This window comes from Exiguobacterium chiriqhucha RW-2 (assembly GCF_000416965.1).
Lineage (GTDB): Bacteria > Bacillota > Bacilli > Exiguobacteriales > Exiguobacteriaceae > Exiguobacterium > Exiguobacterium chiriqhucha.
On the sequence record NZ_ATCL01000022.1, the window covers coordinates 37639 to 49758 of the forward strand.

Annotated in this window: 13 protein-coding genes; 7 read left to right on the forward strand and 6 right to left on the reverse strand. The window is 50.1% G+C overall.

What is annotated here, in order from left to right:
* Nucleotides 1-95 precede the first annotated feature (95 nt).
* From M467_RS29760 to M467_RS29780, 5 genes are all read left to right on the forward strand, one after another.
* The gene (locus tag M467_RS29760) at nt 96-1037 is read left to right on the forward strand and encodes a hypothetical protein (protein WP_021067875.1); all 942 of its coding nucleotides are present in this window, start codon (nt 96-98) and stop codon (nt 1035-1037) included.
* 239 nt (nt 1038-1276) lie between these two features.
* On the forward strand, nt 1277-1519 hold the full coding sequence (locus tag M467_RS29765) for an acyl carrier protein (RefSeq protein WP_021067876.1): 243 nt from the start codon (nt 1277-1279) through the stop codon (nt 1517-1519).
* Nucleotides 1519-2925, forward strand: coding sequence for an AMP-binding protein (locus M467_RS29770; RefSeq protein WP_021067877.1), 1407 nt, complete (start codon nt 1519-1521; stop codon nt 2923-2925). Before M467_RS29765 ends, M467_RS29770 begins: the two co-directional genes overlap by 1 nt.
* A gap of 68 nt (nt 2926-2993) precedes the next feature.
* Nucleotides 2994-4445, forward strand: coding sequence for an MBOAT family O-acyltransferase (locus M467_RS29775; RefSeq protein WP_021067878.1), 1452 nt, complete (start codon nt 2994-2996; stop codon nt 4443-4445).
* 30 nt (nt 4446-4475) lie between these two features.
* Nucleotides 4476-5366 carry a hypothetical protein gene (locus M467_RS29780; RefSeq protein ID WP_021067879.1) on the forward strand — a complete coding sequence of 297 codons (891 nt, stop codon included), beginning with the start codon at nt 4476-4478 and terminating at the stop codon, nt 5364-5366.
* A 49-nt stretch (nt 5367-5415) separates the two neighbouring features.
* On the opposite strand, the gene M467_RS29785 is transcribed toward M467_RS29780, so the two are convergent.
* Together M467_RS29785 and M467_RS29790 are read right to left on the reverse strand one after the other, a co-directional pair.
* Nucleotides 5416-5787, reverse strand: a complete 372-nt coding sequence (locus tag M467_RS29785) for a VOC family protein (protein ID WP_021067880.1) — start codon at nt 5785-5787, stop codon at nt 5416-5418.
* A gap of 53 nt (nt 5788-5840) precedes the next feature.
* A complete protein-coding gene (locus tag M467_RS29790; protein ID WP_021067881.1) occupies nt 5841-6104 on the reverse strand; it encodes a hypothetical protein in 264 nt (87 codons plus the stop codon).
* 84 nt (nt 6105-6188) lie between these two features.
* Between M467_RS29790 and M467_RS29795 the strand changes: the two genes are divergently transcribed.
* Nucleotides 6189-6662 carry a peptide-methionine (S)-S-oxide reductase gene (locus M467_RS29795; RefSeq protein WP_031200405.1) on the forward strand — a complete coding sequence of 158 codons (474 nt, stop codon included), beginning with the start codon at nt 6189-6191 and terminating at the stop codon, nt 6660-6662.
* A 29-nt stretch (nt 6663-6691) separates the two neighbouring features.
* On the opposite strand, the gene M467_RS29800 is transcribed toward M467_RS29795, so the two are convergent.
* Together M467_RS29800 and M467_RS29805 are read right to left on the reverse strand one after the other, a co-directional pair.
* Nucleotides 6692-6934, reverse strand: coding sequence for a hypothetical protein (locus tag M467_RS29800; RefSeq protein ID WP_021067883.1), 243 nt, complete (start codon nt 6932-6934; stop codon nt 6692-6694).
* A gap of 18 nt (nt 6935-6952) precedes the next feature.
* Nucleotides 6953-7585, reverse strand: coding sequence for an HNH endonuclease family protein (locus M467_RS29805; RefSeq protein ID WP_021067884.1), 633 nt, complete (start codon nt 7583-7585; stop codon nt 6953-6955).
* A gap of 255 nt (nt 7586-7840) precedes the next feature.
* On the opposite strand from M467_RS29805, the gene M467_RS29810 reads away from it, so the two are divergent.
* Nucleotides 7841-9034, forward strand: a complete 1194-nt coding sequence (locus M467_RS29810; protein WP_021067885.1) for a DUF4317 domain-containing protein — start codon at nt 7841-7843, stop codon at nt 9032-9034.
* Nucleotides 9035-9365: 331 nt separating this feature from the next.
* On the opposite strand, the gene M467_RS29815 is transcribed toward M467_RS29810, so the two are convergent.
* Together M467_RS29815 and solA are read right to left on the reverse strand one after the other, a co-directional pair.
* Nucleotides 9366-10811, reverse strand: a complete 1446-nt coding sequence (locus M467_RS29815) for a DEAD/DEAH box helicase (RefSeq protein ID WP_021067886.1) — start codon at nt 10809-10811, stop codon at nt 9366-9368.
* 99 nt (nt 10812-10910) lie between these two features.
* Nucleotides 10911-12050 carry an N-methyl-L-tryptophan oxidase gene (gene solA / locus M467_RS29820; protein WP_021067887.1) on the reverse strand — a complete coding sequence of 380 codons (1140 nt, stop codon included), beginning with the start codon at nt 12048-12050 and terminating at the stop codon, nt 10911-10913.
* Nucleotides 12051-12120: the final 70 nt, after the last annotated feature.

The window sequence follows — 12120 nt, forward strand, 5'->3', positions numbered from 1 at the left end:
GATAATTAGTTTCGAATTTACAATATAGATAAAAATCATCAATAAATGGTATTTTTTATAAAAAATCATCTTTAAACGCAGAGGAGCCTTCCATAATGGAATCAAAACGAGAGCGAACGACACGACGAACATCATTTTTTCAAAGATATTTAATCCCAATCACAATCGTTTCGTCTGTAGTTGTATCTGGTACAGTCGGGTACTTTGTCAGCCACTTCAACACGAAAGAATCGTTTGCTCAAGCGGAGATGCAATCTCGTGTCGACGATATGCAAGAAGAGTCTGTCACTATCATTGAAAAAGAGATATCACAAATTATCGAAGATTTAGATGAATACGATCAGGATTTAGCCCAGCTCGTTCAACAAGTCGATTTATTAAATCAAAATATGGTCCCTGTTCGTAAAGGATTGGACTATATCAATGGGGCGACACTTGTTATTTCGGGAGTCAACAGTGTAGTCAGTAACCCGATGTTAGGTAAAATGAGTTCCTCTTTAAGTTCTGCCAACAGCACGTTGAATGAAGTAGACGCCTTTCTATTCCGGTTAGAGCACTTGTCGAGTGTCAAACAAGAGATGGGTGAGACGCGCAAACAGATCAGTGAATTGTATGAGAAATATCAAACTAAGAATGATCCGGCATTACTATTAGAAATGGAGCACGAATTGGATACGGAACTTGTATATCAAATTGAGGATGTTCGAACGGCAACGATTGAAGCGAGGGAAGTACTAGAATCATCTGCTGGTGTAGTAATGGCGACGAACAATACCATCTCTATTTACCAAAAGGTCAAAAATGCGAGCGGGAAAGCCTTCGAGACACTTCAATTCTGGAAAGAAGAAAAAAACGAAAATAAAATTGATCAAGATGAATTTGATCGAATTGAAAAAGAACTTGCGGATTCGAGGGAGCGTCTGAAAGATCTGCCTGAGGAAATGGCCGAGCGATCAAAAGAAACGATTTCATCCATCAATGAAGTGAAAACGGAGCTTCAAGTCATAAGACTAGCTGAAGTGATTCAAGCAGATTAAAAATGATTGAAGTTGCTAACAGGGGATAAAATTGAACGTGACTGCAGGCGTAATTACACTCCATTCTAATCTAGAGATTCTTATAAAAAAGGACCGGCCATCGAATATCGATAGCCGGTTTTTCTCAATGAGTAGCCCCATTCTTTGATGTCGTATTGCCGTCAAAAAACCGATGTGATAAAATCACAGAGCAAATGATTATCATTATCAATTATCGAAAATGGGGAGAATTTAATCCAATGAACAATATCGAATTATATAAAACAGCCTTTATCAACGGACTCGATGTCGAGCCAGACGCGTCATTCGAAGAAATGAAGCTCGGTGTCACGAAAGAGTGGGATTCGATTGGCCATATGACATTAATCGCAGAACTCGAAGACGCCTTTGACGTCGATCTCGATTCCGATGTGATCACAGATTTCAACACGTATCAGTCTGGTATCGACTTATTGAAACGCTTGGGTGTGGACTTCGGTTAATGAAGCGCTTCGATACGATTGGTCAGTATGGAGAACGCACCGCCATTTATGCGGATCGTGCGTATTCATACGACGAGATGATAGAGGCGGCCGACGCGATTGCGCGTGAGGTCGGCGATCGAACGCTCGTCTTTTGTTTATGTGCCAACACCAAAGAATCAATCTTCGGCTACGTCGGATTTCTCCGCGGGCGCATTGTGCCGCTCCTGTTGGATGCAGCGATTCATTCGGAACAGCTGCAGAACTTAATTGACCGCTACCGACCGACGCACATTTGGGCGAATCGGGAGCATAATCAATTAGCGCAGGAGATGGACACGACTTACGGGTATGGAGACTATGCGCTATTTGAATGTCCTCATGTGATTGAGCATGAACTGCATGACGAGCTCGCACTCCTGTTGACGACGTCCGGCAGTACGGGCAGTCCGAAGCTGGTACGGCTCAGCTACGACAACCTGTTCCACAACGCAGCATCGATCGTGTCGTACTTAAATATCAATGAAGACGACCGTCCGATCACGACGTTGCCGATGAACTATTCGTACGGCCTATCGATTATCAACAGCCACCTCGTGTCCGGGGCGACCATCGTCGTGACGGAAGCGTCCGTCATGCAGAAGGAATTTTGGCAGTTATGTCGCAATCAGCATGTGACGACGTTCGGCGGTGTGCCGTTCGTCTACGAGATGCTGCAACGGCTCAAGTTCGAGACGATGGAGCTGCCGAGTTTGACGAAACTGACGCAAGCCGGCGGAAAATTGAATCCGGATTTAGCGAGTGCGTTTACTGGTATCTGCGAACGAAAAGGCATTCAGTTTTTCACGATGTATGGTCAAACGGAAGCGACGGCACGCATGTCGTATTTGCCTCCTGACCAGAATCGGGAGAAGGCGGGTAGCATCGGTATCGCCATACCAGGCGGTGAATTGACGTTACGCAAGGAAACGGGCGAACTGATCACTGCGCCAAACGTTGTCGGTGAGTTGGTGTATCAGGGAGCAAACGTGTCGCTCGGTTATGCCGAAGCGTTGTCCGATCTCGCGAGCGGAGATGAGAACGAGGGCGTCCTCTACACAGGAGATTTGGCGTATATGGATGAAGACGGCTATTTCTTCATCGTCGGCCGCATCAAGCGGATGATTAAGATGCATGGGAACCGGATTAGCCTCGATGAAGTGGAGGACCTGTTACGAGCACACGGACATGAGTGTGTCTGTACAGGGACGGATGACGAGCTGTACGTGTACACGTTGCACGACGACCGTGCCGCCATCAAACAAGTCATCAAGGACATGATGCATACAAGAGGGGTCACGATTCTACAAATCGATGCCATTCCCCGGAACGAATCCGGAAAAATTCTGTATGCCGCATTACCGAAACGAGAGCTCGTCACCACCTGAACCAATAAGCGGGTGCAAGTGAAGCCTTTGTTGAAAGCTGTATAAGTTTAGAATAATCAGGTGAAGCTATGACGTTTATTTCAATCGAATTTTTACTGTTTCTCGCCATTTTAGTGGCGATATATTATGTGGTGCCACATCGCTTCCGATGGGTACTGTTACTGGCGGCCAGTTATTTGTTTTATGCGACGCTCAGTATCCAGTTCATCCCGTTGTTGCTCGTGAGCACAGCCTTTACGTTCGTCACGGGACTCCTGATTGAACGACAAGACGAGAAGCGACAGAAGAAACGCCTCATGATGATCGGTGTCTCTACCCTGGTGTTGTTCCTCGGCTGGTTCAAATACTTTAACTTCGTGAACGACTCGTTGCGCACCATGGCGATATCGATGGGGTGGAACTACGACATCCCGTATCGAGATGTCGTCTTGCCGCTGGCGATTTCGTTTTATACGTTCCAGGCCATCAGTTATCTCGTTGATCTATATCGCGGAAAGCTGAAAGCCGAGCGCCATTATGGCTATTTCTCGATTTACTTTGCCTTCTTCCCGCAGCTCGTGGCGGGACCGATCGAGCGAGCCAAGAAGTTGCTACCTCAATTTAAAGCGGAGCAACGGTTCGACTATGAACATGTCAGCTATGGAATGAAGCGGATTGCCTGGGGCTTCTTCAAGAAGACGCTCATCGCCGACCGGTTGGCGCCGATGGTCGCGAGCGTGTTTAGTCAGCCAGACCCGACCGGCTCCGAAATCGTGCTCGGGACGATGCTGTTCTCGCTTCAATTATATGCCGACTTTTCAGCCTGCAGCGATATCGCCATCGGGACAGCGAGACTATTTGGCATCAAGTTGACGGAGAATTTCCGACAGCCTCATTTCGCGGTATCAATCGCCGACTTTTGGAACCGATGGCACATCTCGCTCTCCATGTGGCTCCGAGATTATATCTTTATCCCGCTATGCAAAGGGAAAAAGAAACGACATCAAATCTATGTCGCCATCATCATCACATTTTTGGTGAGCGGCATCTGGCACGGGGCCGCCTGGAGTTTCGTCTTATGGGGTCTGATTCATGGCCTGTACCGCGTGTTCGGGGACGCGACGAAACATCAGCGGGAACAGATGGCGTCCTTCGTTCGATTGGACCGGACGCCCGAGCTTCATAAATGGCTGAAGATTGCAGTCACGTTCCAGTTGGTCTGTTTCTCGCGCGTCTTTTTCGTATCTGACTCGGTCGCCCAAGCGTTTCACCATGCCCGGTTGTATGTGACACCTTCGTCATGGGCACCGGTCGACATGCTGCAGGCACTTGAATTATTCTCGTTACTCGATTTACTCGTGTTCCTCTTCTTCTTTACGACCGTTCAGGTGTTTCAGTATATCGAACGGACGAAAGGTTCGGCTTGGGACTGGCTGTCCGAACGTTCAGCCTTCACGAACGTGGCGATTCAACTGTTCGTGATTGTGTCGGTCTTGGTGTTCGGCGTGTCGAGTGAAGGGTTCATTTATGGTGGGTTCTAAGTGAAAGGAATGGCTATGAGAAGTGTATGGATGAAAATTTCAGTGGTGTTGATCATCGTTGCGCTCTTGTTGATTCCGCTCAACGACTTTGTCAAACAGTCGTGGGCGTACAATAACAACCGCGGTGTGTTGGCGTTCCAAGATGACCCGTCCGAGCTAGACATTATCAACTTGGGGACATCGCACGCGATGTTCGGCTATGCGTTCAAACCGCTCGGTCTGTCGCATCTCGATTTAGCGTTGCCGAGCCAAACGATTGAATACGACTTGAAGATGTTGAAGCAGTATGATGATCATCTGCGTCCGGGTGGGGTCGTCATCGTCTCGCTCTCGCAAATCACGTTTAGTAATGCGGAGATTGGCCGGAAAGAAAACTATTATCAGGTGTTGGACCGGGAAGACATCGAACCGGTCAGTACGTTTGATTATTATACGTACACGTCGATTCCTGCATTGAACAGTGGGAGCGTGTATACGGCGCTGTCGCGAGAAATTCGCGATTTCAGATGGGAGTCTCATAAACCGTGGGTGAACAATGGCCAGAATTATTCGGAACGAAAATACGAGATGGTCGAAGCGCAGTATAAACAGGCTGTGGAGAATCGTGACATCGAGCAGAATATGGAACGATTGAAAGACATCATCGCGTATTGTCAGGCGAAAGACTATCGCGTCGTGTTGGCGATGGAGCCGGTCCACGCATCCTACAACGCCTATTTTGATCAAGCGGTCATGGACCGACTCGTTTATCAACATCTGGCCTCGCTCGAGTTGGACGTCCCGTTCTTAAACTATATGGATGACGAACGGTTCATCCATCAGCGTGAGTACTTTCATAATCCAGATCATTTGAATGGGAAGGGGAGAACGCTCCTATCTTCTCTCGTCTATGAGGATTTGAAACGACTCGGCTATCTATAAGAAAAGGAAATCTACAGCAGCGTAGATTTCCTTTTTCGTATTGCTCCTATTACGAAACAATCTCGTTCATCAACGCATGCGTGTTACCCTCGGAGTCTTTGAAAAAAGCCATCCATGTCTCGAGGTTCTCCATTTTCGCGACGAGGTGCGGCTGGTCGATAAACTGAACATCTTTCGCCAAAAGCTGTTCATACGCCTCAGTGAGGTTGTTCACTTGGAGATATAGCACGGAGCTCGCTTTTGCAAAATCTTCATTCTCGGGACGCGACAACATGAGCCGAACGCCGTTGCATTCTAGAAAGGCGAGGCTGCCTGTTTGGAATAAGAGCGGAAGTTGAAGCGTGTCCCGGTAGAAACGTACCGCGCGATCCAAGTCGTGCACCGGTACGTAGATTTGTCTGATTTGCTGAATAAGATTCAAACGATATCCCTCCTAAAGTGGCATCTGTGACCGTGTAACGCATGTATTCTTGGTTAACGCGTTTGGCGAATCCGTTGAGCGGTGAACATCCCAAGCGCCAGAAGGACGGCAAGACCAATCCATGTGAAGACGTAGATCAATGGCGACCCAGTCGTCCCGAGGGTCACCTCGTTTTGAAGCATAGTGACGTTATCCGCCTCGGCGATGATGTCGGGTGTATAATTGAGCGTGCGGATGAAGCCGATTCCGAACGTGGCGACAACATAAATCACATGGAGTGCTGCGGATAGAAGAAGAGCGAGTCTGATTGTTTTCAAAATGGTGCTCCTTTTTGGATATAATCATGTATAACGATAGTATAACTAGAATTGCCTAAACCTGACAGACAAGGAGTGAGACTGATCGAAACCGTTTATTTAGCAGGTGGCTGCCTCTGGGGCGTCCAAGCGTTCATCAAGACGTTACCCGGTGTCATCGAAACAGAGGCCGGACGGGCGAACGGAGCGACGGATACGCTTGACGGAGCATATGACGGCTACGCCGAATGCGTCAAAACGACGTTCGATCCGAGCATCGTCACGATGAAGGAGTTGATGAATTACTTATTTGAAATCATCGATCCGTATAGCGTCAATCGCCAAGGCGAAGATGTCGGCGAAAAGTATCGGACCGGCGTCTATAGTGCAGACCCACGCCATTTGGAAGTCGCACGCACATTGATTGACAACCGAAGCGATGCGGACCGAATCGCGGTCGAGGTATTGCCGCTCACGAACTACGTCCGAAGCGCGGATGAGCATCAAGACCGGCTTGAGCGATGTCCGGACGATTACTGCCATATCCCGAAGACATTATTAGAGAAGTACAAACAATGAGCCGACACGATGCCGTGTCGGCTCATTTGTTATGCGCGCTCGAGGACGTTCACGAGCAAGCGATGCACGACCTCGTGGTCGCGCACGTCATGCAATTTGTAGTCTTTCCCGGGCAATGTGTACCACTCGGCCGCACCGACGTACGTGATGGCGAGCTCGAGCGTGCCGTCTTCCTGGCATGTCGTCCGTAATTCAAGATCTCCACTGATGACGCCGACTTCCTCGGTCATGACGCCGTGAGTGGCTTTAAATACTGAAGATTGCTGGTTCATCGTAGACTCCTTTCTGAATCAATAGACGCAAGCATTGATGGCCGTTTGAAGAGCCGTCTTTTCTGTAGATTGGAGGCTGAGACCCCAGCGGCTCTTCGTCTCGACCCACATCTTCGCATAAGCGCAACGTGCACCGGTGCGTGTCGGTTGCCATGTTGACGGGTCTTGGTCCCCTTTTGAACGGTTCGAGCTGGCCGAGACGGCAATCAGCTGTGGTCCGGTCAAATCGTTGGCGAAGCTTTGACGTTTCGTCGTCGTCCAGCTGTTGGCACCTGAACGCCACGCTTCGGCCAACGGTACGACGTGGTCGATATCCAAATCAGATGGTGACGTGAACGTGATACCGTCATAGTAACTGTACCATGACCCTGATGTGACCGGACAGTCACCGACGTACGAATCGGCGTCGCGTTTCAAGACGACTTGACGCGTGTCGCAGCCGTTCCCTTGTCCGCTCCAATGCGGGAACAAGTCACGGCTATAGCCGGTCATCGTTCCTTCAGTTTTAACGGTCAACGCGTTCAACTTCGTGAGCGCACTCGATTTCGATGGAATATTGGGCGGGAGTGCCGAGGCGGTCGGCGTCGTGAAGTGGAGCGACGTGGCGACCAAGATGATGGCGAATAACGAACTGATGCATTTTTTAAGCATGTGTGTGCCTCCTATTATGTATGACGACTGAACGACGCGCATCGTAAACGCACGATGCACATCGACTATACATGGCAAGGAAGTGAGAAATACGCAAATTTACAAAAAATGAATCCAAAGATTATAAAAGTTGAGGTCAGGGACATGATACATGACATCAGACGTCCCGGCTTTAGCACTACCGGCATACGCGCAGGCACTAACTATTGGTATAATGAAGTCGGTTTGTAGTAAAGGACGAAGGAGTTGGGATGAATGAATCAAAAAGACATCGCGGCGATCCGCAAGCATTTCAAATTGAATGCGGAAGCGGTCAAAATCGCTGACATTTATAATATTTATATTCGCCAAGACAGCAACGAGATTTTTTACGAGGAGTTACGCTCGTTCCCGTTTGTCGAGCAGGAGCACCAAGAGTTGTTCCTCGCCAACTTCAAGAAAGTGCTCGGCGGCAAAATCGATGAGAAGCTATTCGAAGTGAAGTTTCAACATCCGGAGCCGGGCCAGACCGACCATACGCAGACGTTGTTGTATGAGGCGCTTCGGACCGATGAGATCGAAGAGTGGGCCGGTATGATGCAGCGGATCGCGCTCAAGATGGTCCAGGAGGCACCGTTTGAGAAAGATATGGTCGTCACGTTCATTCGCTTCAAATACAATAAGCCGACACGCCGTCACTCGGAGGAGACGGAAATCGATATGCGTGACGAGGTATGGACGTCACGATTCATCCTATGTAGCATCAACCAGACCGAGCTCCCGAAACAGTCGCTCGTGTTCGATTATATCGAGCGGGAGTTCAAGTCGAATATCTTCATCAATCCGGTCATCAAACTCGATGCCCCGATTGGTGGTTTCATGTTCCCGTGCTTCACGGACAACGCCGCCGACGTCAACCATATCTTGTATGCCGCGCAAAAGGCGCATCAACCAGACTTTGGCTTTATCGAGAACGTCTTGAACGGGACCGAGATTGTGACGGCGGTCGAGGAGAAGGCGATGTTCGAGGAAGTCGTCAAGACCGTCATCGGTGAAGAAGTGAACGTCGGGACGCTCGCTACCGTTTACGATGAAATCAACCAGATGATTCTCGCAGAAGCGGAACGCGAGGACGAGGAAGAGAGCGTGCCGATGATTGACGCCCGCACCGTCGAAATCGTGTTGAAAGCGAGCGGGGTCGAGGACGTGACGACGGAGAAGGTCGAGCAGGCGTTCCAACAAGTCGTCGACGACCGCCAATATGAGATGAAGGCGAGTAGCGTCGTCCCGAAATACACATCGAAATCGATTAAAATCAATACGAAAGTCGCCAATATCTCAATCAGCCCGCAAGACTTGAAGTACGTTAGACAAGTTAACGTGAAAGGGAAACGTTGCCTGTTGATTGAACTAGAAGAAGACACGGAAATCGAAGGATTCAAGTTGATCTCGGAAGAACTGCTCGACTGACTCTAAGCGGACGGAGGCGAGCGGGTTCACCCGTTAAAAATCGTTGAGCGGATGACCGCCCTTGCTGTCCTCCTGTCGAGACATCGTTCGATTCGAGAGGACAAGATTGATTTTCTTCATTTGGAAGACTGAGGTTCAGACAATCGTCTGAGCCTTTTTTTGTCAATCACGTGAGGATGGTTGAATTTCGGAACGGTTATCGGTATGATGCTCTTGAAAGCGTTCTCTCGATGAGTCTTATTTTTTTAAAGTTTATCGAAAGCGCTTTCGGTAATGTTGATTAAACACAAAAAAGGCCCGGAGAGATCTTCCTCTCCGAAACCTGGATTGTTTATTTATGGGCTTTACTAACTTTTAGTTTTTTACCTTTAATCGGTGTCGATTCCATCGCCTGAAGGACGAGTGAGCCTTTGCCGTTCAAAATGTCGACGTACGTCATCTGATCATTAATTGTGATGATGCCGATGTCGTCTGCTGTCACACCAGGAATTTTGGCAATCGTACCGACGAAGTCGATGGCGCGGAGTTTTTTCTTCTTCCCGCCGCTGAAGTGAAGCTTCATGATGTCTTGGTTGATCCGGGCCGTCTTGTTGTTGCGAACGACACGTCGACCGCTCAACTTCTCTTCGAATGCGGCTTGGTTGCGCGCGACTTCTCTTTCAGTCGGTGCATCCATCTCCGGGATATCGAACTTGATGAATGCTTCGATGGCGCGAACGAACTTGCCTTCATGCGGCGTCGCGAACGTGATCGCTTTTCCGGCGTTGCCAGCACGGCCTGTGCGTCCGGTCCGGTGCACGTAGCTCTCTTTTTCCATCGGCACGTCATAGTTGATGACGAGGTTGACGTTATCGACGTCGATTCCACGTGCTGCGACGTCGGTCGCGACGAGATAACGGAAATTGCCCATCTTGAACCCTTCCATGACGGCGAAACGGTCTTCTTGCTCGAGGCCACCGTGGAGGCGTTCGCACGAGTAACCGGCTTGATCGAGCTCGGTGTAAACCGTGTCGACATGTTCTTTCGTCCGACAGAAGATGAGGCAGCTGTCCGGATTCTCGACGACGGTCACATCTTTCAGCACGGCGAGCTTGTCTTCTCGGCGCACTTCAATCAAGCCGTGTTCGATCGTCGAAGCGGTGACACCGCTCGATTCGATGGCGACGCGGATTGGTTCGTTCATGTGCTTCTGGCACAGGCGCTCGATATCGTTCGGGAACGTTGCCGAGAACACCATCGTCACACGGTCGCGTGGCAATTCTTGGAGGATCGCCTCGACGTCAGCGAGGAAGCCACGGTTCAACATCTCGTCGGCCTCATCGATAATCAAGTAATCGATTTTATCGAGAACGAGTGTCTCACGTTCGATGTGGTCCATGACGCGTCCCGGTGTCCCGACGACGATGTGCGTCTTCTGCTTCAATTCTTCACGTTGTTTCGAGAACGGTTCTTTCCCGTAGACGGCGGTCGCCTTGATACGTTTGAAACGACCGATGTTTGTCATATCCTCACGGACTTGGACGGCGAGTTCGCGCGTCGGTGTGAGAATCAGCACTTGCGGCTTGTTCTCTTCCCATTCGATGAGTTCTGTGACCGGGATACCGAACGCTGCGGTCTTTCCGCTACCGGTTTGGGCTTTGACGACCAAGTCTTGACGCTCGAGTGCGAGCGGGATGACTTTCTGTTGGACTTCAGTCGGTGATTCGTATTTCATGATGCCGAGCGCGCGTTGGATGTCTTCGCTCAGGCGATAGTCTGAAAAGCGTGGTTGATTCATAGGTTTACCTCTTTTTCGTGTAAGAAACTTCTATTCGAGAAATTTTCATTAGCAATTTGGATTACGCTTCATTATACACGAAACGAAGCGGTTCGTCGTTCATGCACGAAAACGGTCAAGACGAAAGCCGCTCAAATCGAACGGTGTCTGTCCGTCTAGCGTGAGCTGGCTCAACACTTCGCCCATGACACTGCCGAACTTGAAGCCGTGACCGGAGAAGCCGCAGGCGATGAGCACGTTAGAGTGCTCGGGATGAAAATCGACGATGAAATCATGATCATCCGACATCGTGTACAGGCACGTCTTCGCTTGATTTAAGTGGCCGTTCGCCTCTGGCATATAGGTCGCGAGAAACTGGCGCAAGTCGCCTTCATCTGACTCGAAGTGCCCAAAGTTTTGCGTATGTAGGTTCGGGTCGATGGCCTGACCGCCGTCGGTCCGTCCGACTTTGAGCCCGGCCCTGTCAAGACTTGGGAAACCGTAGAACATCCGGTCACCGTCCTCGACGAAGAACGACGGGAGCGTCGCGTCTGAATAGAGTGTCTCGTCCGCATCGAACCAGCCGACGACTTTCCGGGTCGGTGCGAGCGGGAGCGATAGGTCGGGGAGCAGTTGTTTCGCCCAGGCGCCGACTGTGACAATCACTTTCTTGGCGTAAAACGTCGCCTCGGACGTGACGAGGGTGACCCCGTCCGAATTGAAATCGAGCGACTTGACGGGCGTGTTCATCACGAGCTCGGCGCCATTCGCGACGGCTCGTTCGCGATACGCTCGAATCGCGTTCTCGCTGTAGAGCAGTCCTGACTCGGTCTCATAGCAACCGATATAGTCGTCTGGAATCGAGAGTCCGGGCCAACGTGTCTCGATGTCTCGTTTAGACAAACGCTGGAGCGGCAAGTCATACTTTTCGGCCGAGGCAATCGTCTCACCGAGAAACGCCGAATCGCGTGGCCCGATACCGAGGACGCCTGTTTTCTTGAAAATCGGATACTGCGACGTACGGTCGAGATCTTCCCATAGCGCTTGGGCCCGTTTGACGAGTGAGACATAGGCGCGACCTTCCCCGTAAGCGTGGCGAATCATCCGGGTGTCCCCGTGATGGCTACCTTTGTTATGAGGCGGGTCGAACGCATCGATGACGAGCGTATGGGCACCGCGTTCCGTTAAAAACGAGGCAGCTGACATGCCCATCGTGCCGGCGCCGATGACGGCGACGTCATATCGTACTGATTGTGACATATGGACATCGATCCTTTCTACTGGAGCATTAGTAGAATGGTATGGAAAAGCTGGATAATTGTCAATTTTT

What these genes read in the sequence shown, in the direction of transcription:
- M467_RS29760 (WP_021067875.1), top strand. Translation starts at nt 96, where the DNA reads ATGGAATCAAAACGAGAGCGAACGACACGACGAACATCATTTTTTCAA.
- M467_RS29765 (WP_021067876.1), top strand. Translation starts at nt 1,277, where the DNA reads ATGAACAATATCGAATTATATAAAACAGCCTTTATCAACGGACTCGAT.
- M467_RS29770 (WP_021067877.1), top strand. Translation starts at nt 1,519, where the DNA reads ATGAAGCGCTTCGATACGATTGGTCAGTATGGAGAACGCACCGCCATT.
- M467_RS29775 (WP_021067878.1), top strand. Translation starts at nt 2,994, where the DNA reads ATGACGTTTATTTCAATCGAATTTTTACTGTTTCTCGCCATTTTAGTG.
- M467_RS29780 (WP_021067879.1), top strand. Translation starts at nt 4,476, where the DNA reads ATGAAAATTTCAGTGGTGTTGATCATCGTTGCGCTCTTGTTGATTCCG.
- M467_RS29800 (WP_021067883.1), bottom strand. Translation starts at nt 6,934, where the DNA reads ATGAACCAGCAATCTTCAGTATTTAAAGCCACTCACGGCGTCATGACC.
- M467_RS29805 (WP_021067884.1), bottom strand. Translation starts at nt 7,585, where the DNA reads ATGCTTAAAAAATGCATCAGTTCGTTATTCGCCATCATCTTGGTCGCC.
- M467_RS29810 (WP_021067885.1), top strand. Translation starts at nt 7,841, where the DNA reads ATGAATCAAAAAGACATCGCGGCGATCCGCAAGCATTTCAAATTGAAT.
- M467_RS29815 (WP_021067886.1), bottom strand. Translation starts at nt 10,811, where the DNA reads ATGAATCAACCACGCTTTTCAGACTATCGCCTGAGCGAAGACATCCAA.
- solA (WP_021067887.1), bottom strand. Translation starts at nt 12,050, where the DNA reads ATGTCACAATCAGTACGATATGACGTCGCCGTCATCGGCGCCGGCACG.